General features: G+C 64.8%; 22 protein-coding genes. 4 read left to right on the top strand and 18 right to left on the bottom strand.

Annotated features, from left to right (window positions below):
• Positions 1–3: 3 nt before the first annotated feature.
• From EII42_RS01560 to EII42_RS01505, 12 genes are all read right to left on the bottom strand, one after another.
• Positions 4–825: a shikimate dehydrogenase gene (locus EII42_RS01560; protein ID WP_125170339.1), complete on the bottom strand. Its 822-nt coding sequence runs from the start codon at positions 823–825 to the stop codon at positions 4–6.
• The gene (gene mltG / locus EII42_RS01555; RefSeq protein ID WP_125170338.1) at positions 819–1,922 is read right to left on the bottom strand and encodes an endolytic transglycosylase MltG; all 1,104 of its coding nucleotides are present in this window, start codon (positions 1,920–1,922) and stop codon (positions 819–821) included. The genes EII42_RS01560 and mltG overlap by 7 nt, the downstream gene beginning before the upstream one ends.
• Positions 1,923–1,924: 2 nt before the next feature.
• A complete protein-coding gene (ruvX, locus tag EII42_RS01550; RefSeq protein ID WP_125170337.1) occupies positions 1,925–2,377 on the bottom strand; it encodes a Holliday junction resolvase RuvX in 453 nt (150 codons plus the stop codon).
• On the bottom strand, positions 2,370–5,015 hold the full coding sequence (gene alaS, locus EII42_RS01545; RefSeq protein WP_125170336.1) for an alanine--tRNA ligase: 2,646 nt from the start codon (positions 5,013–5,015) through the stop codon (positions 2,370–2,372). The genes ruvX and alaS overlap by 8 nt, the downstream gene beginning before the upstream one ends.
• Entirely contained in the window at positions 5,005–5,244 is a 240-nt protein-coding gene (locus EII42_RS01540) for a hypothetical protein (protein ID WP_125170335.1), read from the bottom strand. Before EII42_RS01540 ends, alaS begins: the two co-directional genes overlap by 11 nt.
• The gene (locus tag EII42_RS01535; protein WP_125170334.1) at positions 5,241–5,609 is read right to left on the bottom strand and encodes a DUF948 domain-containing protein; all 369 of its coding nucleotides are present in this window, start codon (positions 5,607–5,609) and stop codon (positions 5,241–5,243) included. Before EII42_RS01535 ends, EII42_RS01540 begins: the two co-directional genes overlap by 4 nt.
• On the bottom strand, positions 5,596–6,981 hold the full coding sequence (locus EII42_RS01530; protein WP_370318079.1) for a replication-associated recombination protein A: 1,386 nt from the start codon (positions 6,979–6,981) through the stop codon (positions 5,596–5,598). Before EII42_RS01530 ends, EII42_RS01535 begins: the two co-directional genes overlap by 14 nt.
• A 218-nt stretch (positions 6,982–7,199) precedes the next feature.
• The gene (locus tag EII42_RS01525) at positions 7,200–8,243 is read right to left on the bottom strand and encodes a peptidoglycan-binding protein (RefSeq protein ID WP_125170333.1); all 1,044 of its coding nucleotides are present in this window, start codon (positions 8,241–8,243) and stop codon (positions 7,200–7,202) included.
• 201 nt (positions 8,244–8,444) lie between these two features.
• The gene (locus tag EII42_RS13740; protein ID WP_125170332.1) at positions 8,445–9,491 is read right to left on the bottom strand and encodes a peptidoglycan-binding protein; all 1,047 of its coding nucleotides are present in this window, start codon (positions 9,489–9,491) and stop codon (positions 8,445–8,447) included.
• Positions 9,492–9,590: 99 nt separating this feature from the next.
• On the bottom strand, positions 9,591–10,316 hold the full coding sequence (locus EII42_RS01515; RefSeq protein ID WP_125170331.1) for a nitroreductase family protein: 726 nt from the start codon (positions 10,314–10,316) through the stop codon (positions 9,591–9,593).
• Between the two features lie 95 nt (positions 10,317–10,411).
• A complete protein-coding gene (aspS, locus tag EII42_RS01510; RefSeq protein ID WP_125170330.1) occupies positions 10,412–12,193 on the bottom strand; it encodes an aspartate--tRNA ligase in 1,782 nt (593 codons plus the stop codon).
• A gap of 317 nt (positions 12,194–12,510) precedes the next feature.
• Positions 12,511–13,716 (bottom strand): RtcB family protein, encoded by a 1,206-nt coding sequence (locus EII42_RS01505; protein ID WP_125170329.1) that lies wholly within the window; start codon positions 13,714–13,716, stop codon positions 12,511–12,513.
• A 385-nt stretch (positions 13,717–14,101) separates the two neighbouring features.
• On the opposite strand from EII42_RS01505, the gene EII42_RS01500 reads away from it, so the two are divergent.
• Complete coding sequence (locus EII42_RS01500; protein WP_125170328.1) at positions 14,102–15,043, top strand: SNF2-related protein; 942 nt, start codon at positions 14,102–14,104, stop codon at positions 15,041–15,043.
• Between the two features lie 38 nt (positions 15,044–15,081).
• Complete coding sequence (locus EII42_RS01495; protein ID WP_125170327.1) at positions 15,082–15,423, top strand: hypothetical protein; 342 nt, start codon at positions 15,082–15,084, stop codon at positions 15,421–15,423.
• A 23-nt stretch (positions 15,424–15,446) separates the two neighbouring features.
• Here the strand turns inward: EII42_RS01495 and EII42_RS01490 are convergent, their stop codons facing one another.
• Both EII42_RS01490 and EII42_RS01485 read right to left on the bottom strand, forming a co-directional pair.
• Entirely contained in the window at positions 15,447–15,914 is a 468-nt protein-coding gene (locus EII42_RS01490) for a GCN5 family acetyltransferase (protein WP_125170326.1), read from the bottom strand.
• 118 nt (positions 15,915–16,032) lie between these two features.
• The gene (locus EII42_RS01485; protein ID WP_125170325.1) at positions 16,033–18,396 is read right to left on the bottom strand and encodes a CHAT domain-containing protein; all 2,364 of its coding nucleotides are present in this window, start codon (positions 18,394–18,396) and stop codon (positions 16,033–16,035) included.
• Between the two features lie 30 nt (positions 18,397–18,426).
• Here EII42_RS01485 and EII42_RS01480 point away from each other — a divergent pair, with 30 nt between their 5' ends.
• Positions 18,427–18,912 carry a hypothetical protein gene (locus EII42_RS01480; protein WP_125170324.1) on the top strand — a complete coding sequence of 162 codons (486 nt, stop codon included), beginning with the start codon at positions 18,427–18,429 and terminating at the stop codon, positions 18,910–18,912.
• A gap of 927 nt (positions 18,913–19,839) precedes the next feature.
• On the opposite strand, the gene hisS is transcribed toward EII42_RS01480, so the two are convergent.
• Both hisS and EII42_RS01470 read right to left on the bottom strand, forming a co-directional pair.
• Positions 19,840–21,153: a histidine--tRNA ligase gene (gene hisS / locus EII42_RS01475; protein WP_125170323.1), complete on the bottom strand. Its 1,314-nt coding sequence runs from the start codon at positions 21,151–21,153 to the stop codon at positions 19,840–19,842.
• The gene (locus tag EII42_RS01470; RefSeq protein ID WP_125170322.1) at positions 21,153–21,836 is read right to left on the bottom strand and encodes an MBL fold metallo-hydrolase; all 684 of its coding nucleotides are present in this window, start codon (positions 21,834–21,836) and stop codon (positions 21,153–21,155) included. The genes hisS and EII42_RS01470 overlap by 1 nt, the downstream gene beginning before the upstream one ends.
• Positions 21,837–21,866: 30 nt before the next feature.
• Here EII42_RS01470 and EII42_RS01465 point away from each other — a divergent pair, with 30 nt between their 5' ends.
• Positions 21,867–23,114, top strand: coding sequence for a DUF349 domain-containing protein (locus tag EII42_RS01465; protein WP_125170321.1), 1,248 nt, complete (start codon positions 21,867–21,869; stop codon positions 23,112–23,114).
• Between the two features lie 52 nt (positions 23,115–23,166).
• Here EII42_RS01465 and EII42_RS01460 read toward each other — a convergent pair whose 3' ends face one another.
• On the bottom strand, positions 23,167–25,422 hold the full coding sequence (locus EII42_RS01460) for a bifunctional (p)ppGpp synthetase/guanosine-3',5'-bis(diphosphate) 3'-pyrophosphohydrolase (RefSeq protein ID WP_125170320.1): 2,256 nt from the start codon (positions 25,420–25,422) through the stop codon (positions 23,167–23,169).
• Positions 25,423–25,460: 38 nt separating this feature from the next.
• Positions 25,461–26,525 carry a TrkA family potassium uptake protein gene (locus EII42_RS01455; RefSeq protein ID WP_125170319.1) on the bottom strand — a complete coding sequence of 355 codons (1,065 nt, stop codon included), beginning with the start codon at positions 26,523–26,525 and terminating at the stop codon, positions 25,461–25,463.
• Position 26,526 lies beyond the last annotated feature (1 nt).

The following is a 26,526-nucleotide window of genomic DNA, read 5'->3' as shown; positions in this document are numbered from 1 at the left end:
CTCTCAGACCTGCAACCGCCGTCGCAGTTCCCGCTCGGCTGCTGAACGGCAGAACTCAAAGGTCACGTCAAGGCCGGTCATCAGACGGAACTGGTCAACGGCCTGGCCCGCGAGCAAATCCAGCCCGTTCAGCGCTGGTATCGCCCGGGCAGAGGCTGCAGCCCCGAGAGGGGTGGGCCACGGGTCGTAGACCACGTCGAAGACGCGCTCGGCTGATTCCGCCCATGCTTCGGCACACTCGACGGTGGCGGCGGCTGGGATGGTGCTGACCAGCAACTCGACGCTGGGTAGGCGCTCGTCCAGCGCCACCACCTGATGGGCGATGCCCAAGACGTCAGCGAGTGCGATCAGGTCTGCGGCCCGGCTCGGGTTGCGCACCGCGACCGTCACCTCGTCGACGCCCAGGCGCGACGCAGCGAGCAGCACCGATCTTGCGGTCGCCCCGGCACCGACAATGGTGAGAGTCCGCACGCGACCGGATCCCTTCGCCCGCCAGGCACGGATGAAGCCGGTCACATCTGTGTTCGCCAGGCTAGGCGACTCCCCGAGGATCAGGGTGTTGGCCGCTCCCAGCAGGAGCACGTCTTCGTTTCCCTGCCCGTAGCCGACGATGGCCTCCTTGTGCGGCGCGGTCACGCTGAGCCCGGCCCAAGTGGAGTCACGTAGTCTCGCGGTGACGAAACCTTCAAGTTCCTCGGGACGGAGCGTGACGGCCGAGTAGAGCCAGTCGAGGCCGTGCAGCCGGTAGCCCGCGGAGTGGATGGCGGGCGACAGCGAATGCTCGGCCGGGTAGCCGATGACCGCAACTCGCGTTCGGCCTAGCATCGTCCTGGGTTTGCGCTGCAGAACGCTTGGAACTGAAGGACGTTTTTGTCGTGTTCCTCCCGAGTGGGGGCGAACTTCGTCTCACCGGTATCGAGGTCCACCGTCACGAAGAAGAGGTCCTCGGTCTCCGGTGGGCTGAGGGCCGCTCGGATCGCGGATTCGCCGGGGTTCGAGATCGGACCGGGAGGAAGGCCCTCGGTGTAGTAGGTGTTGTAGGGCGATTCGACATTTCGGTCCTCCCGCGTGGTCGTCACCTTCCCCTTCTTGCCCACCACGTAGTGCACCGTGGAGTCCATCTCTAGTTTCATGCCTTTTTCGAGCCGGTTGTAGATCACGGCTGCGACGAGCGGCTGATACTCGGGGATGTGTACCTCGGCTTCGATGATGGAGGCGACGGTCAGGACCTCCAACGGTGTGCGCCCGATCTCCGCCGCACGCTTTTCCAAGCCCACACGCGAGACCACGGTCTTGAACTGGTTCACCTGGCTTTTCATCACATTGAACGGATTGACGGGCTCTTCGACGTCGTAGCTGGCTGGGAACAGGAATCCCTCCAAAGAGTTGTTGGCCCAATCGGGCAGACCGAGTTCCCCGCGTGCATTGACCGCAGCGGTGACGGCGTCCTCCGAGACCCCGAGCTTGTTGCGAATGCGGTCGTGCTGTTGCGTCACCGTCCAGCCTTCGGGGAAGACCACCTTGAGACGTTCGATGTTTTTCGGGTCGAGCAACATCTCGAACGCGGTCTTGGCCGGCAGTTCCTTGCGCAGCTTGAAACGGCCGAAGTGCAGTTCGTTGGAGCGCCCGGAGCGGGAGGCGACCGAGCGGAACTTGCGCACCGATTTGACCACGCCCGCCTCGTAGAGGATGTCACCGATCTGCGTGATCCCCGCGCCTCGCGGGATGACCACCTCCACGTCGTCCTTCCCCTCCCCCACGTAGTCATCGTCCGGGGTAGTGAGCTGCACATAGGTGTCGCGTACCCAGTCGAACGTGTACCAGCCACCGCCGAGCAGTACCGCGAAGGCGATGACCACCGCGATCGCTCCCTTTGCTCGGTAGCTCACGTAGGACCAGTTGATGGTTCTCTCTTCGTCCATCGCTATCTCCTCACAGCCTCGCCGACGATGGTGCCGGTGCGTTCCTCGCCGTCTAGTGCGCTACGCAGAATCTCGACTGCCGCCGCCTGGTCGATGATGCCGCGCTGAGCCTTGGTGTTCTTTCCCGCCCCGCCCAGACTACGCGACGCCGCCGCCGTGCTCATCCGCTCATCGACGAGCCGAATCGGGATGTCGGGCAGCTTGATTTGCAGGGCACGGGCCTTCCCGACAACGAACTTGGCCGCCGGGCCGTGCTCACCCCGCAGGTTGATGGGCAGGCCGACGTAGATCACCTCCGGACGGTGTTCCTCGATCAGCGCAAGCAACTCGCGGAACTCGTCCTCGCCAGCGGCTACCGTGGCCACGGGGTAGGCGAAGCTGGTGTGGGCCGCGGATGCGGCCACGCCGATTCTAGCCTTGCCCCAGTCGATTGCGAGGCGCGCGCGGTCAGGCATTCGCTACCGCTTGCCGTAGCGTGGCGAGCGCCTCGGTGGCCTTGGCCACATCAGACCCGCCGCCTTGGGCAAGATCATCCTTTCCGCCGCCCTTTCCACCCAGCGTGGCACACACATCCCGAATCAGCACGCCAGCTTTCAAGCCCAGTGCGCGCGCCTCGTCGCTGGTGGCCACGATCGCGGCAGGCTTATCGGTTCCGCCGACGAGGGCGACGACCACGGCGCCCGTCAGGCGGGCCCGCAGATCGGTCGCCAGGGTGCGCAGGTCGCCCCCGGACACCCCCGGAACCTCGGCCGCGAGCAGCTGCACATCGCCCACCGTTTCCACCCGCTCCAGCAGCTTGTCGGCCCCCGCCAACAGCTGGGCAGCCTGCAGCTGCGCGATCTGCTTCTCCGCGGACTTGAGCTGCGTGATGAGCTTACTCACCCGCTCGGACAGCTGGTCGGGCGAGACTCGCAGCGTGTCGGTCAACTCGCGCACGAGCGCCCGCTCGGCGGCGAACTGTCTGAAGGCTTCGGTCGATACGAGTGCCTCGACTCGGCGGACACCCGAGCCGATGGACTGCTCGCTGAGCAGATTCAGCACGCCGATCTGGGCGGTGGTGGCGACGTGCGTTCCCCCGCACAGCTCTCGTGACCAGGGCCCGGCCAGCTCCACCATCCGCACGACCGGCGGGTATTTCTCGCCGAACATGGCCATCGCGCCGAGCGCCTTGGCATCTTCGAGCCGCATTTCCTGAGCGGTCACTTCGAAGTTGTCGAGGATGGCCCGGTTGGCACGTTCCTCCACCTCGCGGCGCAGTGCGTCGCTCATTCCCGTGGCCGCCGAATAATCGAATCGCAGATAGCCCGGCTTGTTGTACGAGCCGGCCTGGGTGGCGCTGGACCCCACAAGTTCCCGGAGCGCGGCGTGCACGATGTGCGTCGCGGTGTGCGCCTGGCAGGCGGCGTGCCTGAGCGCCGCGTCAACGGTGGCTTCCACCTGCACGCCGCCCGACACCTCGCCGGATACGGCTACCCGGTGAACGACGAGCCCGGGGACGGGCCGCTGCACGTCGAGTACCTCAAGCGAGAACCCATCGCCCAGGATCAGGCCATGGTCAGCGTCCTGGCCACCAGCCTCGGCGTAGAATGGCGTCTCCTCCAGCACAATTTCGACGGTGCTACCGTCGAGCGCGCGGTCGACGATCTGCCCGTCGGCAATGATGCCGCGCACCTTCGTGGCGAGCCCAAGTTCCGTGTACCCGGTGAACGGGGTCTCCCCCGCCTCCCGTAGCTTCCGGTAGGCCTCCGGGTTGGACTGCCCTCCCTTCTTGGCCTTGGCATCGGCGCGAGCGCGATCCTTCTGCTCGCGCATCAGCGAGTCAAACGCCTTTCGATCGACCGCCAGGCCTTGCTCAGCCGCCATCTCAAGGGTGAGGTCGATCGGGAAGCCGTAGGTGTCATGCAACTTGAACGCGGCGTCCCCGGGCAGGGTCACGCTGGCTTCCCGCTTGGCTGCCTTAACCGCCCCCTCGAACATCACGGTGCCCGCTTGCAGCGTACGGCGGAACGTCTCTTCCTCGGCAGCGGCGGCGGTCGAGACGCGGCCCCACTGATCGGTGATTTCCGGGTAGGAGTTCTCCATACAGGCCTTGGAAACCGGCAGGAGCTCGCCGAGCACCGGGTCGTGCACGCCCAGCAGGCGCATCGCACGAATCACGCGGCGCAACAAGCGACGAAGAACGTAGCCGCGTGCCTCGTTGCCGGGGGCCACACCGTCGGTCATCAGCATGAGGGCACTACGCACGTGATCCGCGACGACGCGCAACCTGATGTCGTCTTGCTGATCGGCGCCGTAGCGCTTGCCACTCATCTCCGACGCTTTGAGGATCACCGGGTAGACCTGGTCGGTTTCGAACAGGTTCGCGACTTCCTGCTTCAAGTATGCGATTCGCTCAAGGCCCGCGCCGGTGTCGATGTTCTTGCTGGGCAGGGGGCGCAACACGTCGAAGTCGTCCTTGGCCCGCACCGCAGAGAGTTCCTCCTGCTGGAAAACGAGGTTCCAGATCTCCAGGAAACGGTCTTCATCGGCCTCCGGGCCGCCGTCAGGGCCGAAAGCGGGACCTCGATCCACATAGATCTCGGAGCACGGTCCTCCCGGCCCTGGGACGCCCATGTGCCAGTAGTTGTCTTTCAGCCCCCGCTCCTGAATGTGCTCGCGTGGCACCCCGACCTGCTGCCAGAAGTTGATGGTCTCCTGATCGCCGTGCAGGGCGGTGACCCAGATCTTGTCTCCGTCGAAGCCGAGGCCACCGTCGGCCTCGCTTCCGGTGACAAGTTCCCAGGCGAACTTGATGGCTTCCTCCTTGAAGTAGTCGGCGAACGCGAAGTTGCCAAGCATCTGGAAGAAAGTGCCATGTCGGGTGGTCTTACCCACTTCGTCGATGTCCAGGGTGCGCACACACTTTTGGACGGACACCGCGCGCTGGAAGGGCGCCGGCTCGTCGCCCATGAAATATGGCTTGAACGGCACCATGCCCGCGTTTACGAAGAGGAGCGTCGGATCGTTGTATAGCAGGGAGGCGCTGGGTACAACGGCGTGCTCACGTCGAGCGAAATGCTCGATAAAACGGCGCAGGATGTCGTCAGTTTTCATTCTCGTTCTCCGGGGTAATCAGTTCGTTACGAAGCTCGGCTTCACGTTCAGCCATGGCGGTGCGAAATGTGGCGCTGAACCGGCCCAGATCGACCATTGCGGTGTCGAGGCGTCGCTCCAGCTGACGCTGCAACCATTCGGGAACGTGCTCCTTGTAGAGTTTGTGGCCCTTGACGAGGACGTATACGGTACTCGCTACACCTGCCAGGAACCAGAAAGGGCCCTTCACCGCTTGCCTCCGATCGCCTTGCGTACTCCATAGGTGAATGCCGCGGTCTTGATGAGGGGCTTCTGGAACACCGCACCCACGAGGTGCGAGAACTGGGCGGCATCAGCAGAGACATCCGCCGCCCGCGAGGCGACGAGACCCGCATCCCTACGCACGTCAGACACGTTTCTGAGTTCCTCATTGGCATCGTCGACCAGCTGGTCCAGCTTGTCGAGGATGGGCAGCGCACGTTCGTTCAGCTCCCCAAGGGTCCGCTCGGCCTGGGCCAGCGTGCGCCGCAGCCGCAGCAGCGGCGGCGCCGCCAACGCCACCAGAACGCACAGCGCAACGGCCGCGAGAATCGCGGCCAGCTCAACAACGCCCATCTGACCCTCCTGACAACTTTTCCGGCGTAACTCTATCCGAGAGCACCGAACGGATCGAGCGGAGACGCTGCGCGATCGTCGCTTCCGCCCCGTTGGCGGTCGGCTCGTAATAGTGTGTGCCGACGAGGTCGTCGGGCAGGTACTGCTGAGCGACGATGTTGTGCGGGTAGTCGTGTGCGTACTTGTAGCCCTGCCCGTGTCCCGCCTCGCGACTCGCCCGGGCCGAGCCGTCGCGCAGGTGCAACGGCACGCTACTGCCCCTCCCGGCCGCCACATCTTCGAGAGCTCGGCCAATCGCCACGTAGGCCGCGTTAGATTTTGGCGCGGTTGCTGCCACGACGGTGGCGTGCGCCAGCGTGATCCGGGCCTCCGGCATCCCGATGAGTTGCACGGCCTGTGCCGCAGCTACGCAGGTGGGCAGCACGTTCGTAGCCGCGAGTCCAACATCCTCCGAAGCAGAGATCACAAGACGGCGGGCGATGAAGCGCGGGTCCTCCCCCGCCTCAAGCATCCGCGCCAGGTAGTGCAGGGCCGCGTCCACGTCTGAGCCGCGCACCGATTTGATGAAGGCTGAGATCACGTCGTAGTGCTGGTCGCCGTCGCGGTCGTAGCGCAGGGTGGCCCGATCAACTGCGCTGGCCAGTATCGGCAGCGTGATTTCCTTCTCCTGCAAGGCTTCCGCGCTGGCTGCCGCCTCCTCCAGGTAGGTGAGCGCACGTCGCGCGTCTCCCCCGGCCATGCGGACCAGCTCGTTCCTAACTTCGTCGGGAAGCAGGATCGACCCGCCCAGCCCACGCTCGTCGCGGACCGCCCGCTCAACCAGCTGCGCGATGTCGGCATCCTCCAGAGGCTTCAGCCTAAGCAGCAGCGAACGGGAGAGCAGCGGGGAGATCACCGAGAACGACGGGTTCTCGGTGGTGGCAGCGATCAAGGTGACGATGCGGTTCTCGACGGCGGGCAGCAGCGCGTCCTGCTGAGTCTTGGAGAAGCGGTGCACCTCGTCGATGAACAACACCGTGGGCCGCCCGTGCTGCAGAGCCCGCCGGGCGGCTTCGAGCTCGGCGCGAATTTCCTTGACCCCGGCGTTCACCGCGGAAACCTCGACGAAACGCGCACCAGACCCGCGAGACACGATGCTGGCCAGCGTGGTCTTGCCGACCCCCGGCGGCCCCCAGAGGAAAACGCTCATCGGCTGGCCTTCGACCAGGCGCCGCAGCGGCGAGCCGGGGGCAAGCAAATGTTGCTGGCCTACGATCTCGTCCAGGCTGCGCGGGCGCATCCGAACGGCCAGCGGTGCCCCCTCGTCGCGCGCGTCGCCCAGGGAACCCACCGGCCGTTCGTCAATCGGGTTGCCGAACAAATCTGTGGACACGCCCCCAACTCTACGCAAACGGGTGGAACGTTCCCCTGTTCCTTGTCCCCAGCGGGCGCCGTGCGTCATCACCGGGGTGGTTCTGTTGGCTCGGTTCTCGACTCCTTGCGCGGGCGCGCCCGGGCGCGGAAGCGCAAGCACGCTGTGGCCAAGGGCTTGAAGCGCATGAAAACGGCTGGGCCCCCACACGTGGCGGGGACCCAGCCGAAGCGTTTGCCCTACGAGCAGCGGCTGTTCAGCGGCAGGAAGTCCCAGTGCCACGCCTCGACGGCGTACTGCTTCATGCCGAACCGGCTCGCGTTGCCGCGCAGCCACTTGTATTGGGCGTTGCCCCACTGCGTCGCCCGCGTGGCACAGGTGGCGTTCCTATTCTTCGCGGTGATGCCGGAGAAGTCGATGGCGTAGCCGCCCTGATGCGCGGAGGTTCCCGGTCGTGCGACCATCCGCGGATCAGGATTGTTGTTCCACAGCGCCGTCTGGTGCGCGTTCGAGCGGAACGTAGACCCGGCGCGCATCGTGACGCCGGAGCGCTTGGCGGCGGCAAACAGGTCACGGACGGGGCCCGAAACCCGGGCGTTCACAATGGCTTCCCGGTTTGCGCCCTTAATGTAGTACCTGCTGCCCGGGGTGCTCTCCGCGCCGGTGCTGGCAAAGCCAGGGATGGCACACAGCCGAACCTTCATCCCCTTGCCTTGGTAGAAGCCCTGATGAACGCCGAGGTCGCGCGTGCCCGCGGCACACGCCACTCTGTCAGACGCAGCGCTCAGCGGGTGGATGACCTGCGAGGAGCCTCCCCCGGAGGGCGGCGTGCAGGTGCGGGTCAACCCCATCTTCGCGAACGTGGCTGGCCCGGCATAGCCGTCGGCCGTGAGGCCGTTGCGCGCCTGATACGCCTTGATCGCGTCCCGGGTCGCCGGACCCGCAGCGCCGTCCTGCGTCACGCCCACCTTCGCCTGGATCTGCCGCATCACCGACTGGAGCCGAGCGTCCGTAGCCGGGCCGACGACGCCGTCGGCCGCCAGGCACTGGTCCGCCTGGAACTGCTTCACCGCAGCGGTGGTTTTGGGGCCGCTAACGCCGTCGGCGTCTGAGTACTTGAGGTAGGACATGGCCGCCAGGTTCCACTGCACGCGCTGCGTGCTGAGCGGTGCGGCCGAGGCTGCGGATGGCGCCACCAAGCCGCCGGTCACGCCGAGCAGCAGAGCAACGAGCAGCAGCTTGATGCTGCGGAGCCGGGTGCCGGTTCGGTTGTTGTTGGACATCGTTGTTCCTTCCCCCTGGGGTGAGCTTCACCCCTGGAATGCTCGCCCCCCGGCGAGCACATGCGGCCAGGCTAACAGGCGGAAGGGCCACTTGAAAACAACCAAACCGCAGGTAAATGCCACTTTGGACGTGAGGCGATGGCCTGACACAACAGAACTGGGCCCTCGCGTACGCGAAGACCCAGCCCCTAAATCAGACGACTAGCAGCGGTTGCTCAGCGGCAAGTAGTCCCAGTGCCACGCTTCGGCGGCGTACTGCTTGATGCTGAACCGGTGCGCGTTGCTGCGCAGCCACCGATACTGCGGATTCTTGGGGTCCTGTGCCCTGTTAGCGCAGGACGCTCCCGGCCTCTTCCCCTTGATTCCGAAGATGTCGATGGCGAGGCCTGCCTGGTGGGCGGAGTACCCGGGGCGAGCCACCAGCCTGGAATCAGGATTGGCCGCCCACAACGCGGACTGGTGGGCGTGACTCCTGAAGCTGGAGTTGGCCCGCAGCAGGTGGCCCTCCCTGCGCGCCGCGTCGAACATCGACAGCACGGGCCCGGACACCCGCGAGTTCACGATCACCTCGCGGTTCGCGTTCTTGATGTAGTAAGGGCTGCCCGGAGTGCTCTCGGAGCTCGTGCTGCGGAAACCAGGAATCGCGCACAGCCGCACCCTGATTTTCTTTCCCCTCGAGTAGCCGTCGTGCACGCCGAGGTCTCGGGTATTCGGCGCGCACGCCACCCCCGACGACGGGCTGAGCACGGGCTGGACGACCCCGGACGACCCGCCACCGGGCGGAGGCGCCGGCGGGGCCGAACACGTTCGTGGGATGCCCATCTTCGCGAACGTTGCCGGGCCGGCATACCCGTCAGCGGTGAGGCCGTTCTGGGCTTGGAAACGCTTGATCGCCTCCTTGGTCGCCGGTCCGGCCAGACCGTCTTGGGCCACCCCGACCTTGGCCTGGACCTGTCGCATCACCGACTTGAGCTTGGCCTCGGTGTTGGGGCCGACGACCCCGTCAGCCGCGAGGCACTGGTCCGCTTGGAAACGCCGGACGGCGTCCTTCGTCTGCGGGCCGTTCGCGCCGTCGATCTGCTCGTAGCGGAGATAGGACATCGCGGCGAGATTCCACTGCGCCGCCTTGGTGCTGATTGCCGCTTGGGCCGTCGGTCCGACGAGCCCCGAAGCGAGTCCGAGCAGCACAGCGACCAGCATGAGCTGGACCTTGCGCCACCTCGGCAGAACCGAAACATTGGTGGACATGGCTATTCCTTCCTCCAGGGCGTCGGTCGCACCCTGGAGCGCCCCGAAGGTGGAGCGCTTGTCCTGATGCTAACCCAGGAGGGGGTCACCCGATCAGCGCTAGATCCTGCGATACACCTGATCAAACGGCAATCGGTAGCGTTCCCCCCACAATCCACGGCCAGGTTTGCGCATGCCACAAGACACGATCAGCGACACCTCGGCACCGCGCGGAAGCCGCAAGATTCGCTTCACTCGACGCTCGTCGAAACCCTCCAGCGGGCAGGTATCTATACCTTCCTCGGCCATCGCCAGCAGGAAGGTCTGAGCCGCGAGTGCGCAACTCTTGTGCACGACGACCCTCATGTCCGCCTCGGAGACGCGGGTGAGCATCGGCCTGCGCAGACTCGCCAACACCGCGACGGCCTTCCGGACCAGGCCCAGCAGTCCCCACGCGCGGGCATAGATGAAAGGCATCAAGCGACCGTAGTAGATCTCCCGATGCCGGGTATGTCTGGCCACCTTTTCGGCGGGCGAGTTTCGCCTGATGTTTCCCCGCTCGAAGTCGAGCACTTGCGCCGCATGCACCCGATACAAGTCCTGTCGAGTGACGAATACCACGAGTTGATTGGCCGTTGTGGCCCCGCGCTGCCCGAGGCAGGCCTCAGCAAGACGGGCCACCAAATGAGGATCCACGACATGGATGAACTCGTACAACTGCATGTTGGAACTGCTGGGCGCCAGCTGCGCCAATCGTAGGCACTGCTCTACTCTGCCCGGGTCGACTGGCACCTCATCATAATGGCGGATGGATCGTCGGAAGCTCAACGCATCTTTCAGGGCCATGCGGTCTCCTCTCGATATGGCCACCACAATAGTGGTGCCGGCGGGAACGAAGTTGAGGGGCCGCACTCAGTGCAGCCCCTCAACGAAAGCGGTACTCAGCGCTCCTTCGGCTCCGGTTTGAAATCGACGCCAGCTTCCTTGCGCTGGGCGGCGGTGATGGGGGCTGGCGCGGCGGTCAGCGGGTCGAAGCCGCCTCCCGACTTCGGGAAGGCGATGACGTCGCGGATCGACTCCGCGCCGCTCAGCAGGCTCACAATTCGGTCCCAGCCGAATGCGATGCCGCCGTGCGGGGGCGCTCCGTATTGGAAGGCCTCCAGCAGGAAGCCGAACTTCTCCTGCGCTTCTTCCTGCCCGATGCCCATCACGCGGAACACGCGCTCCTGGATGTCCCTGCGGTGGATGCGGATGGAGCCGCCGCCGATTTCGTTGCCGTTGCACACGATGTCGTAGGCGTAGGCGAGGGCGGCACCGGGATCGGTGTCGAACGTGTCCAGACATTCCGGTTTCGGCGAGGTGAACGCGTGGTGCACCGCGGTCCACTGGCCGTCGCCCAGCGCGACGTCGCCCTCCGCCGCGGCTTCGGCGGTGGGCTTGAACAGCGGCGCGTCCACCACCCAGACGAAGCTCCACGCGTTGCTGTCGATGAGCCCAGTGCGCACGGCGATCTCGTTGCGGGCGGCGCCCAGGAGGGCCTGCGAGGCCGCGCGGGCGCCGGCGGCGAAGAAGATGCAGTCCCCGGGCTGCGCGCCGGTGGCCTCCATCAGGCCCGCCAGTTCCTTCTCAGAAAGGTTCTTCGCCACGGGGCCACCCAGCTCGCCCTCGTTGCTGACGGTGATGTAGGCCAAGCCCTTCGCTCCGCGCTGTCGGGCCCATTCCTGCCAGGCATCGAAGGTGCGTCTAGGCTGGCTTCCTCCGCCCGGCATCACGATGCTTCCCACGTAGGGGGCCTGGAACACTCGGAAGTTGGTATCGGCGAAGTACTGCGTGAGCTCGGTGATCTCCAGGTCGAACCGCAGATCCGGCTTGTCCGAGCCGTAGCGGTCCATGGCTTCGAGGTAGGTGATCCGACGGAAGGGAGTGCTCAGCTCCACACCGATCAGCGCCCAGATCTCGGCCAGGATCTGCTCGGCCAGCGCCATCACGTCTTCCTGATCCACGAAGCTCATTTCGATGTCGAGCTGGGTGAACTCGGGCTGGCGGTCAGCGCGGAAATCCTCATCCCGGTAGCAGCGCGCGATCTGGTAGTAGCGTTCCATCCCAGCCACCATGAGCAGCTGCTTGAACAGCTGCGGAGACTGCGGCAGCGCGTACCAGGAGCCGGGGGCGAGCCTGGCGGGCACCAGGAAGTCGCGCGCGCCCTCGGGGGTGGACCGGGTCAGCGTGGGGGTCTCTATCTCGACGAAGTCGTGCTTCTCCAGGACTCGACGGGCCGCTTGGTTCACCTTGGAGCGCAACCGGATGTTGGCGCCCGGCTTTGGCCGCCGCAGATCCAGGTACCGGTACTTGAGGCGGGCCTCTTCTCCGACGGACACCCGCTCGTCGATCTGGAACGGTAGCGGCGCCGACGGGTTCAGCACCTCCAGTTCCTCGATCGCCACCTCGATCTCACCGGTGGCCAGGTCGGGGTTTTCGTTACCTTCCGGCCGCTGCTCGACGCGACCACGCACCTTGATGCAGTACTCGTTTCGGAGGTCGTGTGCGCCGGTTGCCTCCAGCAGTTCGTCGCGCACCACCACCTGGGCTCGGCCCGAGGCGTCGCGCAGATCAACGAAAGCGACCCCGCCGTGGTCTCGACGCTTGGCCACCCAGCCAGCGAGAACGACTTCCTGGCCGACGTGCTCCATACGGAGCGTTCCGGCGTCATGCGTGCGGATCACGTGATATTCCTTTCGATACCGGCTGCATAGACGGTGCAGCACGGACGCAAATTGTATCCACGGAGCCGCGCCGTGGCCACATCGCGGCGGGAGCCGCTCTCCCCCCTAGGGACGGCGGCGCGCTGGAACTGTCCAAGCTAGAGCCACGGCATCCCGACCGGTGTTTCCAGAACTGCTTCAGCCCCGGCGCTGATTGGCCGCCCCCGAAGTCGAGGAATCGTGCCGAGACCGGGCCTGCCTCGTCGCGGCCTGACCGGTCTGGTCCCGCCCGTGGCGGCCGCGAGCCACCCGCTGGTCACTCGCGGCCGCCACGGGCTTCAACCCTTGATGCAGAGCAGGGTCTGCAACCGAGCTACCACCTCGACGAGGTTCGCTTGAGCCTTGATGACGTCGTCGATGTCTTTGTAGGCTCCGGGAATCTCATCAACGACGCCCGCATCCTTCCGGCACTCGATGCCTGCGGTCTGGGCGGCAAGGTCGTCGGCGGTGAACCGACGCTTCGCCTCACCTCTGGACATCCTCCGGCCTGCCCCATGGGATGCGGATTGGTACGACGCCTCGTTGCCCAGCCCTCGCACGATGTATGAGCCGGTGCCCATCGAGCCTGGGATCACCCCCATGTCACCCTTCCCGGCCCGGATGGCGCCCTTCCGGGTGACGATGAGCTCCAGGTTGTCGTAGGTCTCCACAGCCACGTAGTTGTGGTGGCAGCGGATGGGCTCGTCGAAGGTGATGCCGGGGATCCGGTGGGCCAGCTCGTCGCAGATGCTGGCGAGCATGACGTCCCGGTTGAGCAGCGCGTACGACTGCGCCCACCACAGGTCGTGCAGGTAGGCCTCCATCTGCGGGGTGTAGCTGAGGAACACGGCCAGGTCACGATCGACCAGCCCCTGGTTGTGGCTCAGCGACTGAGCCACAACCATGTGTTCCATCGCCAACCTGTTGCCGATCCCCCGCGACCCGGAGTGCAGCGTCACCCACACCCGAGAGTCATCGCCGGAGCACAGCTCGATGAAGTGGTTGCCGCCGCCAAGGGTCCCGACCTGCGCGATGGCCTTCCCATCCAGGCTCCCGAAGCGCCGCGAGATGTCGTGCACCTTGAGGTCGTCGAAGGCCTTCGACATCTCCTTGAACCGGCGCCCGAGTGCTTGGTGCAGGTCGATGGTCCGCGAGTGGGTGCGGTGCTGCCCGTTGCCGACGGGGACGCCGCGTTCGAGTCCGTGTCTGAGCCCCGCCAGGTCGTCGGGCAGTTGGTCGGGGGTGAGGCTGGTCCGCACGGCGGTCATGCCGCAGCCGATGTCGACGCCGACGGCTGCCGGGGCCACCGCCTGGTGCATCGCGATGACCGAGCCGACGGTCGCCCCCTTGCCGTAGTGGACGTCCGGCATAACCCTGAGCCCGTGGGTCCAGGGAAGGTGGGCGACGTTGCGCAGCTGCCGAATCGCGGGCTCTTCGATGCCCGCCTCTTCGGCCCACATGAGGGTGTTGTCGGTGCCGCTCAGAGGCACCGGGAAAGTATGCATGGGTCTACTCCTGATTCTCGTGAATGGATTACAGGGGTGCCCGAACACCTCTCGCCGTAGGGCGGGTGAGTTGTGGGGATGACGAGAGGGCGGGGACCCCGGGATTCAGCGGTTCGCCGAATCGAGGCGGCGGATGGCAGCGCGCAGGAACGACTGCTGTGCCACACGCTGGCTCTGCATCCGTTCCATCATCCGACCTCTCGTTGGCCCGGTTCTCCGGGCTGGTGCCGTCCGGGCACCGCCGACCATGATTGCAGACCAGCGCTCGTCCTGGCAACCGCGCCATATCCGTCCCACAGCTCCTCTGCCCCGGGTGGGAGCCCGAGGTGGGATGCTCGGCTGGCAAAGGGATCACCCGATAGGCTGTCGGCCGGAGGTGAGTCGGATGTGTGCAGCTGAGACGGCCTTGGCCCCTGGGACTGTGGTGGTGGTCCGCGACGAGGAGTGGTTGGTCACCCAGGTCGAGGCCATCAGCAGCGGGGCATGCATCGAGGCGTTGGGGCTGTCCGACCTGGTTCGTGGCCAGGAGGCGACCTTCCACACGACCCTTGACGACGTGGTCCCGCTCGACCCGCGGAAGGCCCGCATCACCCCCGACGGCTCCCCCAGGTACCGCCGCGCCCGGTTGTGGGTGGAGGCGACGCTCATGAAGACGAGCGTCCCGATCAGCGACCCACGGCTCGCCGTCGTCGGCGAGATGCTAGCGACGCCACTCAGCTACCAGCACCGGGCGGTCGCGAAGGCCCTCGATCCGAATCTGTTGCGGCCCCGCATCCTGCTCGCCGACGCCGTGGGGCTCGGCAAGACCCTGGAGATCGGGCTGATCCTGGCGGAGTTGATCCGACGAGGCCGCGGCGAGCGCATCCTCATCGTCACCCCTCGTCACGTGCTGGAGCAGATGCAGCACGAGATGTGGACCCGCTTCGCCATCCCGCTCGTCCGCCTCGATTCGCAGGGTGTGGAGCGGGTGAAGCAGAAGCTGCCCGCCAACCGCAACCCGTTCACGTTCTTCAAGCGGGTCATCATCTCCATCGACACTCTCAAGCAGGAGCGCTTCGTCCATGATCTGCGCCGCCACCAGTGGGACGCGGTCGTCGTCGACGAGTCCCATAACGTCACAAACTCGGCGACGGAGAACAACCGGCTGACCCGGATCCTCTCCCCGAACACCGACGCGCTGATCCTGGCCTCACGCTGGCCGGAGGGCCGCTACCTGACGATGGATCTGCACACCGTCGCGGAACGGAACGACGCCAGGCGGAGTGGCGAGGTCGAGCGGGCGCTGACCTGCGTAGCGGCTGAGCCGTTGACCCCAGAAGTCGACTGAGTTACACCTGCTCGTTAGCTGATGTCGACCTGTGCGAGGTGGCGCCCAATGGGAACCTGACGAAGGAGTCCTGGGTGGTGCCGGTGGAGCGTGTCGATCATCTGGCGAAGAAGGATTTCGTGACCGACACCGACCCGGTGACGGGGCAGCGTCGCCGTCGTCGCTATTCACGGGGTCAGTTCGTGTTCCGGTCGTCGGAGCGGCAGCGGTCGGCGTCGTACTACACGCCGGAGGTGCTGACGCGGTTCACGGTGTCTGAGGCGTTGGCGGAGCTGCTCGACGACGACGCCACGGCCGATGAAGTGCTGCGGTTGAGCATCCGTGAAACTTTCACGTCACGAAGGATACAAACGCGCGCGAACCACGTTTTAACCGCTTGATTGGCTCAGTTCAGGAGAGATCGCTACTGGCCGACCTGCTCCGAGATGAAAAGGCTTCTGTAGTGGGGCCAACCTTCTCCGCTTTTGTGTGGATAGTAGCGCCATCCGATACCTGACCAGAATTCGTCAGCGTCTTCCGAAAACGCGATTAGCGGGGTCCCTTGGTAGTGCTCAAGCAGGTGTTGCGCAAATGCCGCTCCGCACCCGTGACGCCGAGCGTCTTGGCGAATCTCGAAGAGCCAGATCTCCTTAGTTGCAACTGGCGTGTCGATCCCGTCATAGCTGTCAGAGAGCGAACAATCAGTGATTTCAGCGCGTCCGATCTCGTTCCCGTCTGCGAGGAACTGCAGGTATTCTTTGCCTCCGAGGTCATCGTCTCCGACTCGTCCAGCTCGATCGTGCCACCAACGGTCGTCGAACCCTTCCACGAGCTCATATGGTGTCCGGTAGTCCTCCTCTTGCGGCAGGACTCTTAATTCGAAACGACTCATCCTTCAATGGTACGAGCCGCACTCGCAGCAAGGCGCGAAGCAGATACCGCTTGTTCGCTTCCGTCGCGGAAGGTGAAGGACTGTAGAGGCATAGCGATTCCGATGCGATCCGACAGCGTCAGTTCACGGCGACGAGCCCGCCCCAGTCCATGGGGCCCGCTTCGGGATGCTGGTTGCGCACGGCGATCTGCGCGAACCTCAGCGCCGACACAGGGTCGTGACCGTTGGCGAGGTGCGTCAGCAGCAACGCGCCGACACTCGCGGAGGCCTCGCTTCCGATGGGGCCCGTACCTGCGATGACGCACTTGGCTCCCCCGATAAGGGCTCCGACGGCCAAGCTGAAGGGATCGCGGGCGTCCTCAGGACGCGCTACCCCCGTCCAGCAACCGTTGAGCACCACGAGCTCGGGTAGATCAGATGCTGCGAGGGCATCGAAGTCGAGGCCCGTAATGCCTACCTTGGTCTCGGGCGACGTAGCGTGCCCAGCCACGTACAGCAAACCTGATTGGCCGCCCGTTCGGCGTGCCCAATGCTCCAAGGCGTCGCGCTCGAGGTTAGATCCGCGCAGGTTGTCGTCGATGTCCACCATCACGGTGCATGATTTTGGGAAGCGGAGCCGAAGGATCTGGTGAGTCCGAAGGCTCGGGGTCAGGGCGAGCGGGCCAAGATCCACGAGGTGGTGACCTTCAATGGGCAGAGCGGGCCAAGGGATGCACCACAGTCGCGGGTCGGGCGAGATGACGAGCGGGCCAGCGCCCAGATTCTTCGGGAGAAGAGTGTGGGCCAGTTCACGCCAGGTACGGCGGCTCACCCCTCGGGTCAGAGGACGAGTGCGGTTCAGCAGCGCGCATACTCGCGATGGGGCCTCAACGGAATCGGTTGACCACCCGTGCTCGGTAGAGGCGACGGCGCGGATCACTGTCCAGGAGTCGCCATGGCCGATGAGCTTGACCGAGAGGAATCGCTCACCTGGTCGCGGGGTTGGCAGCTTGGTCAGGAAGGGTCGGTCTTCCAGTGGCGCATCGTCGAGCATGTGGCTACTTAGTTCCACAAGCCTCGCAGACAGCTCCTCCGGCCGGAAAGATGTCGGCGAGGTGATGGTTCGGGGGAGTCGACGACCTCCCACAGCTTCCTCAATCAAGTCGGCTCGCCCCAGTTCAAGCACGGTGGCGGCGTCCGCATGGCGCCCGTGACCGTCCAACAGTCGGGCGGCTACAGCGTAGACAGCTTCCCTCGCCTTTCTCAAGCGCCAGCGATCCTCGGAAGCGGTCAAGGAGCTTCGCTGGAGTTCGGCGGCGACGACGGCGGCACGCGTCGCCTCGATCGCTAAGGGAACGTCAGCGTCGGTGCATAGCAGTGCCAAGGTGTGGCAAGCTCCAAGGGCACGGGTGATGTCCCTGCGTCCGGAGCTGGCCGCGATATTGATGACCTGCGCAAGATTCGCACGTGCAATACCTTCGGCGTGGGTATCGTCACGCCGAAACAGGACCACCGAGCGCGCCACGAGCATCCGCCAGCGGAGAGCTTCCAGGCTGTTGCCGTCGGTCAGCAGCGGATCAGCTTGGCGCAGAATATCCTCTAGCCGGACGGGATTGGCGCGTTCGATCTCGACCTCCGCCAGTTCGAGGAGCACCTGGGCTGTCCGGTAGGGGTCATCATGCACCTCAGCCAGCAATCTGGTGCCCAGCGCGGTAGCCTCGTCGAGATCGCCCGCCTCACGCAAGCAAGTCACCTGTCGGACAAGGGCGTAGCGGCGGTTGCTGGGGCTGGTTGCCTCGAACAGCTGTGCAGCTTCAGCATATGCCCGGGCGGCTTGCTCTAGATGACCGATGACGAGATCGAGTCCCGCGGTTCGGAGGGCAATGAGACCTGCGATGTGCGGAGACGGCACAGAGCCTGCGGCGGCACGGGCGTCCGAGATAGCCGTGCGCGCCTCCTCGTATCGCCCGCTGAGCCGCAAGAGGGTCGATCGCTGAAGGTGGGTCTGGCAGGCGGCCGTTCGCATCGCCGGATCGTCTGCGGCTGCATCGGTGATCGACAGGGACGATGCGATGCAGGCGAGCCCGTCGTCGTAAGCGCCGGCCACTTCGTGCAAGGCCGCCAACTCGCGCCACAGCCGGGCTCTGAACAGCGGCTCGATGTCCCATCGACTCAACAGAGCAGTCACCCAGGAGCGTGCCGCATCGAAGTTCCCGGACAGTCGTAGTTGCATGCCGAGGTGGAACAGTTGTTCGGCTGGCGTGCGGCCCGTGACGTCGAACTCCTGCGCCGCCTCCGCCAGCAGGGCCCGCATGCGCAGCAGCGTCGCCTCACGTTGCCGGCAGCGGCCCTCCGCCCGGCGGTATAGGGTGGGCAGCGTCCCAGGGGCGGGCGGGGAGGCGACGAGGTCCTCGAGCCAGGCAGGAACCTCCCCCGTGCGCTGGTCGGTAAGGACAGCACGTGGGTGCTGAGACCAGCCCAGAAGGTTGCGTAGCACTTCCACACCACCATGATGCTCTGGCAGACTTGCTACGTGCCAACACAGCCGAATGACTTGATCATCCTGTCCTACGGGGCCGATGTCGCTGAGCACGAGCGCAAGGCCCTTGAGGCCAGCCTGAGCGGCTGGGACTGGTCGTTGAGGCGGGGGTTCGCAGAGCAGTCCCGCTCAGGAACCGCTGTCATCATCCTTGCCTGCTTGACGTTGGTTGGCACCGGGTTCTTCCAACGCTTCGGGGAGATGGCGGCCGATCGCGTGATCGCTATCGTCGGGGCGGTGCGGCGGTGGATGAGGGATCGAGCCGGGAGTCACCCTGTTTCCGGGTCGTTTAGAGGGAAGCCCCCTGAGGTGGTTGACATTGTCGACCGGGAGTCCGGGCTTACGATCCGCCTGACCGGGGCCGAGCCCGGCCTGGCCTTCGACATGCTCCGCGCTCTCCTCAAGCACCGGGACGAGGCCTTCGACATGCCGTTGATGTGGGGTGACGGAGAGTGGAGTCAAGAGGAGGACCGTGACTGAGATTCCGGCTCTCGGGTGTTGTTTGTTCCTGCGGACAAAGGAATAGCGTCGTCGGGGCGGTGTCCTCTCAACTCAACGCTTATCGCCTCAAGCTGTAAGGTGACGACCTCGCTGAGCACCCCCTGACGTCACCTGCACGAGGTTCATCACAAGGTCCTCAACGGCGACACGGCTTGGGGAGCGTTCATTCATATCGCCGCGCGCCACCCCGGCTGGAGTGCCGATCTGCTTCCCCGTCTGATTAAGGCCTGTCGTACCGTTCAGAGCATCTTTGCTATCTTCGGCGGGCACCCGGCACGAGGACGCGCAGCTTGTTTTGCGACGCTCCCCAGCGTGCGAGCCCTTTGCGGAGCAAGCCTCCAAGCTGCGGCGATGGCGTTCCGGCAATCCATCGACTGTGATGTGGAGGATCTCAGCCTCGCTGAGAATGGCGTGACGCTTGGTGATGTCCGGGATGTCTGGAAGGACACGTTCGTTGTAGCCTGATAGAAACAGCCCCAGGATGGCTGCTTTGCTGGCGCTGCCGCGCGATGGTCACCTCGAGGCGTCGGCCACCCTGACGCGGGCCGCGCCCCTGACCCGAGTCAGCGTCGAGCTGCCTCACGAGGATCGGTCGGTCCTGAGCGACGTGGAATCGGCGCAGAGAGTGCTGACCTCAGTCGTTCTTGTGTTGCGCGATACTCCTCAAGTTAGTTACTGCCCTCGTGGCTCTAGGCCAGGAAGCCCCAACCTCCGAGATCCTCGCTCTGTGTAGCGGCTCACTACCCGCCCCCCATCGCTTTCCAGGGGCACAGAGCTGCCGACCTGGCACAATCCCTTCTGTTCGGCGACAACGAACGAATCCTCCTGGCCTAGCCTGCAAACCGCCCTGCCGCGTGGCGGCCCCTAACCCGTCACCGGTTAAACCATACGATCGCGAGACACGCCCTAGTCGACGATCACCCCAGGCGTGAGATCCTCCTCCGCAGGCTGCCAGCTATCTGCATCGGCGACGATCTGCTCACCCGAGCGGATGTCTTTCACGGAATCCGCCCCGAACCACACGTATGGGATGCCCCGGCGCTGCGCGAATTTGATCTGTTTGCCGAATTTGTCCGCCCTGGGTGCCACCTCGCAGGCAATGCCCCGGGCGCGCAACCGGCTGGCCACACGGATCGATTCGGCCCGCGTGACCTCGCTGTCCACAGCAACCAGCACCGCCGAAGGAACGTCGCGGGTGGCCCGCAGTTTGCCCTTGGTGACCAGGGGGGCCAGGATGCGTGTGACGCCGAAGCTATATCCGACGCCGGGGAAACTCGTCTTGCCATCCGAGGCGAGCGAATCGTAGCGTCCCCCCGAGGCGACCGAGCCCAGTTTCTCCGCCCCGTCGAGGAAAGTCTCGTAGACCGTGCCCGTGTAGTAGTCCAGGCCGCGGGCGATCTTCAGGTCAGCCACGAGCTGTGGTGACGCGGCCACTCGCACCAGCTGCGCGAGTTCGGCCAGCCCTTCATCCAGCAGTTCGTGGCTGACGCCCAGCGCCTGCACGTCGTCAACGAAGGATTCGTCCGACGACGCGATCCCCGCCAGCGCGACGCAGGCCTCCGCCTGCCCGCTCGATAGGCCAAGGTCCGCGACGAGAAGCTCTGCGACGGCAGCACGCCCGATCTTGTCGTACTTGTCCACGCACTGCAGGACCGCCCCGGTGTCCTCGATGCCAAGGCCCCGGTAGAATCCTTCGGAAAGTTTGCGGTTGTTGACGTGGATCGTCGCGGTTGGCAGCCCGAGTTCTGCGTGCAACTGGCGAAACACGTCGAGGGCCACGAGCGGAATCTCCACCTCGTGGTGCGCAGCCAACGTCGACTGCCCGACGATGTCAATGTCCGCCTGAAGGAACTCCCGATAGCGGCCCTCCTGAGGGCGCTCACCGCGCCAAACCTTCTGCATCTGGTAGCGCCGGAACGGGAAACTGAGGTGGCCCGCGTTCTCCAGCACGTAGCGCGCAAAAGGAACGGTCAGGTCGAAGTGCAGGCCGAGTTCCGCGGCGTCATCTTCCGCCGCGTGCAGCCGCTTCACGACGTACACTTCCTTGTCGATCTCGCCCTTGCGCGCCAGCTGATCCAGCGGCTCGACGGAGCGGGTTTCCACCGGCGCGAAGCCGTGCAATTCGAAAGTCCTTCGGATGATGTCGAGAACCTTGAGTTCTACGATCCGCCCGGCGGGCAGAAACTCGGGAAAACCGGAGATCGGTTTGGGACGGGCCATCAAATCACCTTCAGGAAGTCGTCTTGCAGGTACGGATTCGTTTCCTTCTCGACGCCGAGCGACGTCTCCGGGCCGTGGCCCGGCAGGCAGAGCAGCGCGTCGTCGAATCCGGCGCGGATGCGGCGAAGGCTATCGCGCATCTCGGCAATGCTACCGCCCGGGAAGTCGGTTCGCCCGATGCTGCCCGCGAAAAGCACGTCGCCCGTGAACAGCACCCGCTCGTCGCCCGACGATACGCTCAAGATCGCGGAGCCCTTCGTGTGACCGGGCGCCGGCATACACTCCACGGTCAGCCCGCCGATGTCCTGTACCGCACGCAGGTCCACCACCTCCCGAACGGCCGGCAACCTGTCCGTGCCCCCGAGCAACTGCGGCAGGAACTGCGCGGATTCCGGGCTGAGCGCGAGCCCCGGCCGAGTCAGCAGCGGCTGGTCCTCGCGGGTGAGGTAGAGCGGAACCTCGAATTCTTCGGCCAGCAGGTGGGCATCACCAACATGATCGATGTGCCCGTGGCTGCCGATCAGCGCCACCGGCGCGAGCTCAAGGGACCTGATCTGGTCGCTGATGTCGCGAGCCCCTAGAATACCGGGGTCGACGATCACGACGTCGGGGCGAGCCCGGTCTGGCTGTACCAAGTAGCAGTTGGCCTGCCACGGAGAAACTGTGAGTCGATGAATGAGCACAACATCACCTTATCGGGATAGATTAAGACCATGAGCGAACAGCAAGCGCCCGCGAACTTCGGCCGAGTCGATGAGGACGGCACGGTTTACGTCCGCGTAGGTGACACCGAACGAAGCGTCGGGCAGATTCCCGACTCCACCCCCGAAGAAGCACTCGCGTTCTATGTGCGGCGCTACGAAAACCTGGCTGCCGAGGTTCAACTCCTTGTCAGCCGCGTTGAGGCGCAGGCGATGAGCCCCGAGGAAGCCAAGAACGCCATCAAATCCGCCAAGACTCATGTCGCTGACGCCAACGCCGTCGGCGACTTGGCCGGGCTCACCAAGCGGTTGGAGGCCCTTGAGGAGCTGCTTCCTGGTCAGATCGAAGCCCGCAAGGCTGCACGTGCCGAGGCAAACGCGCAGACCATCGCCGCGAAGCAGGAGATGGTTGCCGAGGCTGAACATCTGTCGCGGAGCAACGACTGGCGCGGTGGCGTTGACCGTTTCCGCACGCTGCTCGAACAGTGGAAGGCGCTCCCCCGGGTGGATAAGGCGACGGACAACGAGCTGTGGCATCGCTTCAGCTCCGCCCGCACGCACTACACCCGGCGGCGCAAGGCGCACTTCTCCGAGCTGAATGCGTCCCGGGAGGCTGCCAAGGCGGCGAAGGAAGCCATCATCGCCGAAGCAGAGCCACTCGCCACCTCCACCGACTGGGGAGCAACGGCCGGCCTCTTCCGCGACCTGATGCAGCGCTGGAAAGCCGCCGGCACCGCCCGCCGCTCCGAGGACGAGGCGCTGTGGCAACGATTCCGGGCCATCCAGGATCAGTTCTTCGACGCCCGCACCGCGGCCCAGAACGCCGTCGAGGGTGAGCAGGGCGCCAATCTCGAACAGAAGATCGCGCTGCTGACCCAGGTCGAGTCCGATCTGGCCGAGGTGACCGAGGTGGAAACCGCAAAGCAGATTCACCGCGAGTTTCTCACCAAGTACAACGAGATCGGCCACGTTCCCCGCGGCGCGATGCGCGACCTGGACAACCGGCTGCGGCGAATCGGAGACAAGGTCGCGGAGCTGGAGGCCGAGGAGTGGCGTCGCACGGATCCCGAGGCCCGCAAGCGGGCTGAGGACACCGTCGCGCTGTTCGAGGCGCAGGTCACGAAGCTGCGCGCGCAGCTCGCCGACGCCGAGGCCAAGGGCGACGCTCGCAAGGTGAAGGATCACACCAAGTCGCTGGAGACCTACGAGTCCTGGCTGGCGGCGGCGCGCGACACCCTCGCGGAGTTCCACACCGACTAGTCGCACGAGGAGCGTGAAGATCGGGCACCGGCTCAAGGCTGGTGCCCGATCTTCACCCCTGCACCCGGTACACGTCGAAGACCCCGGGCACTCGGCGCACCTGGTTGATGATGTGCTGCAGGTGCGTCGGATCCGCCGCCTCGAAGGTGACCCTGCCGGTGAACTGACGCTGCTTGTTGGAGTTGATGTTCACGCTCACGATGTCCACGTGCTGCTGCGCCAACACCGCTGTGACGTCGGAGAGCAGGCCGGAACGGTCCATACCGAGCAACTCCAGGGTGACGAGGAAGGCCTCCCCGGTGTTCGCATTCCACCGCACGTCGACGATCCGCTCGGGCTGCTCCAGGAGCGCGGGCACGTTGCTGCAGGATCGCAGGTGCACGCTGACGCCGTCGCCCTTGGTGACGAAACCGATGATCTCGTCGCCGGGCAGCGGCGAGCAGCACTTCGCGAACTTGGCCACGACCGCGTCGTCGCCGTCAACCAGCACGACGGCCGTGGCAGCCTGCCGCGTCTTCTTTCGCCCCTCGACGCTGGGTTGGTCCTCGCTCACCGTATCGAGGGCTTCGTCCTCTCCCCCATGCAGTGCGATCAGCTTGCCGATGACATGCTGTGGGCCGAGATGACCTTCACCAACCGCGCTGTACAGGCAGGAGACATTCTTCTGCCCCAACTCGTTGGCGACTGCAGTCAGGTTTTCCAGGTTCAGCAGCCGCTGCAGTGGTACCCCCGCCCGGCGCAGTTCCTTGGCCAGTAGTTCCTTGCCTTGCTCGATGGCCTCGTCACGACGTTCGCGCGAAAAGTGCTGCCGAATCTTCTGCTTAGCCCGGGAACTGACTACGAAGCTGAGCCAGTCGCGGCTGGGCCCGGCATCCTCAGTCTTGGCGGTCAAGATCTCGACCTTGTCGCCCTGCTGCAGCGGTGTGCTGAGTGACACCAGCCGACCGTTAACTCGGGCGCCGATACACCGGTAGCCCACCTCTGTGTGCACCGAGAACGCAAAGTCGACGGGAGTGGCTCCCGCCGGCAGCGCAGTGACCTCTCCCTTGGGGGTGAACACGAAGATCTCATCCGAGTTGATCTCGAAAAGCACCGAGTCCAAGAACTCGGAAGGATCCTCGGTTTCCTTACTCATCACAGCGAGCTGATGCATTGCGCGCAGCCCGGCTTCCTCGGGTGTGATGCCGTTACGCAGATTCTGTTTGTACTTCCAGTGGGCCGCAACACCGTACTCGGCCCGACGATGCATCTCGTGGGTACGGATCTGCAACTCCACCGGCTCCTGGTTCGCGCCCAACACCGTCGTGTGCAAAGACTGGTACAGGTTAAACTTCGGATTGGCGATGTAGTCCTTGAACCGTCCCGGGATAGGCTTCCATGCCGCGTGCGCCACCCCGAGCACTGTGTAGCAGTCCTTCGGCTCGTCCACGAGCACCCTGAGCCCGATCAGGTCGTAAATGTCGCGGAAGTCCCGGCCTCGCACCATCATCTTCTGGTAGATGGAGTAGTAGTGTTTCGGCCGGCCGTATACTGTGGCGGTAATCTTGGCTTCGCTCAGCATCTTCTGGAATTGTGAGATCAGGGCGCGAAGAGTGGCCTCCCGCTCCGGGGCGGCCTGCTGCACCATGTCAACGATCTCGTTGTAGAACTGGGGCTCGATTACCTGAAAGCTGAGATCCTCCAACTCCCACTTGATGGTGTTCATCCCGAGTCGGTGGGCCAAAGGCGCGAAGATATTGAGCGTCTCCGTCGCAATCCTGATTCGTTTGTCGGGACGCAAGGTGCCGAGGGTGCGCATGTTGTGCAACCGGTCGGCGAGTTTGATGACCAGTACGCGCACTTCCTCCGAGGTCGCTACGATCATCTTGCGAATTGTCTCGGCCTTCGCCGTATCCCCGTAGGTGAGTTTGTCGAGTTTCGTGACGCCGTCAACCATCTTGGCCACTTCCTCCGAGAAGTCGGCCTGGCATTGTTCGAGGGTGTAGTCGGTGTCCTCGACCGTGTCGTGCAGCAGGGCGGCAACGATAACCGGCTCCGTCATGCCCAGTTCCGCGAGGATGGTAGCCACCGCGAGCGGATGCGTGATGTAGGGTTCGCCCCGTTGCCTAAACTGCCCAGCGTGATGCTGCTCCGCAGTCCGATAGGCCCGGGAAATCACTTCCAAGTCTGCCTTGGGGTGATTGGCGCGAACTATGGAGAAAAGCGGGTCCAAAACCGCAGACCGCGGACGCGGCGCACCAATGCGGGCCAGCCGGTGCCGAACCCTCTGCCACGGCAATTGCGAATCAGCGTTTTCGCGACTCTCCATCGTCTCTCCTATCACCCAGGTGATTGGAGATTTTACGCCTAATCGTCGAGCGGCTGGATCACGTTCGGGTCAGCGGGCGCGGCACGACGAATCACGATCAGTTGGTCCCCGGTCTCGAGCCTAGCCACCGTGGAATCGTAGAATCTGCGCAGCGTCCCGTTGCGCACGATCCCGATCACCTTCTCACCCGCAACCGTGGATGGTGACTGCCCAACCTCATTCGATTGCGCCATGCGCTGATGAACCTCAAGGCCTTCCCCACCGGTGAGCATGTCCTGGATGATGGCCCCCAGGTCCGGCCCTATCGCGGACAGACCGAGCAACCTTCCGACCGTTTCAGAACTGGTCACCACACTCGTTGCACCCGACTGCTTCACCAACGGAACGTTCTGGTGTTCCCGCACCGCAACCACCACGTTGGCGGTTGGGTTGAGCTGACGCACGGTCAGCGTGGCCAGGATCGCTGCGTCGTCACGGTCCAGGCAGATGACCACCTCGCGTGCCTTTGGCACTTCCGCGCGCCGGAGTAGATCCCTCCGGGTGGCGTCGCCCAGGAACGCGGCCAGGCCATCAAAGTTGGCATCAGCGATGGCGGGCTCCTTCCCGTCAATCACCACGATCTTGTCCGCGGACTCCCCCTGCCTGCGCAGCGTGTTCACCGCCGAGCGGCCCTTCGTCCCGTAGCCGATGACTACGATGTGGTTTCGCATTTTCTTCCTCCAATGGGAGTCGCGGATTGCCCGGCTTCCTTCGTTGGCCAGCACCTCAATCGTTGTCCCAACCAGCAGGATCAGGAAGGCGACCCTCAGCGGTGTGATCAGCGTTGCGTTCAGAAGTCGTGCATGTGGAGCCACCGGGGTGATGTCGCCGTAGCCTGTGGTGGTGAGAGTGACGGTCGAGTAGTAGAGCGCATCGATGAAATCGACACCGTCACCAGCCACGTTGTCGATGTATGCCGACGAGTCCAGCCAGACCACCAGTGTGCTGACCATCAATAACACGACAGCGACGACGGCCCTGCGGGTCAGCTCCTTGAACGGAGAAGTGGCCACCCGCGGTAGGTTGACCAGCGCGAGAGGGCCACTTCTCAGTCGATACGCCATA

It is taken from the genome of Tessaracoccus sp. OH4464_COT-324, assembly GCF_003932855.1.
GTDB lineage: Bacteria > Actinomycetota > Actinomycetes > Propionibacteriales > Propionibacteriaceae > Arachnia.
Note: the sequence above shows the minus strand (reverse complement) of the source record. Positions and strands in the feature narration are given on the sequence as shown.

Coding starts and splice junctions, on each gene's coding strand:
- EII42_RS01525 (WP_125170333.1), bottom strand. CDS start 8,243: ATGTCCAACAACAACCGAACCGGCACCCGGCTCCGCAGCATCAAGCTG.
- EII42_RS01535 (WP_125170334.1), bottom strand. CDS start 5,609: ATGGGCGTTGTTGAGCTGGCCGCGATTCTCGCGGCCGTTGCGCTGTGC.
- EII42_RS01515 (WP_125170331.1), bottom strand. CDS start 10,316: ATGGCCCTGAAAGATGCGTTGAGCTTCCGACGATCCATCCGCCATTAT.
- EII42_RS01465 (WP_125170321.1), top strand. CDS start 21,867: ATGAGCGAACAGCAAGCGCCCGCGAACTTCGGCCGAGTCGATGAGGAC.
- EII42_RS01460 (WP_125170320.1), bottom strand. CDS start 25,422: ATGGAGAGTCGCGAAAACGCTGATTCGCAATTGCCGTGGCAGAGGGTT.
- EII42_RS13740 (WP_125170332.1), bottom strand. CDS start 9,491: ATGTCCACCAATGTTTCGGTTCTGCCGAGGTGGCGCAAGGTCCAGCTC.
- EII42_RS01505 (WP_125170329.1), bottom strand. CDS start 13,716: ATGCATACTTTCCCGGTGCCTCTGAGCGGCACCGACAACACCCTCATG.
- alaS (WP_125170336.1), bottom strand. CDS start 5,015: ATGAAAACTGACGACATCCTGCGCCGTTTTATCGAGCATTTCGCTCGA.
- EII42_RS01500 (WP_125170328.1), top strand. CDS start 14,102: ATGTGTGCAGCTGAGACGGCCTTGGCCCCTGGGACTGTGGTGGTGGTC.
- ruvX (WP_125170337.1), bottom strand. CDS start 2,377: ATGCCTGACCGCGCGCGCCTCGCAATCGACTGGGGCAAGGCTAGAATC.
- EII42_RS01490 (WP_125170326.1), bottom strand. CDS start 15,914: ATGAGTCGTTTCGAATTAAGAGTCCTGCCGCAAGAGGAGGACTACCGG.
- hisS (WP_125170323.1), bottom strand. CDS start 21,153: ATGGCCCGTCCCAAACCGATCTCCGGTTTTCCCGAGTTTCTGCCCGCC.
- mltG (WP_125170338.1), bottom strand. CDS start 1,922: ATGGACGAAGAGAGAACCATCAACTGGTCCTACGTGAGCTACCGAGCA.
- EII42_RS01455 (WP_125170319.1), bottom strand. CDS start 26,525: ATGGCGTATCGACTGAGAAGTGGCCCTCTCGCGCTGGTCAACCTACCG.
- EII42_RS01560 (WP_125170339.1), bottom strand. CDS start 825: ATGCTAGGCCGAACGCGAGTTGCGGTCATCGGCTACCCGGCCGAGCAT.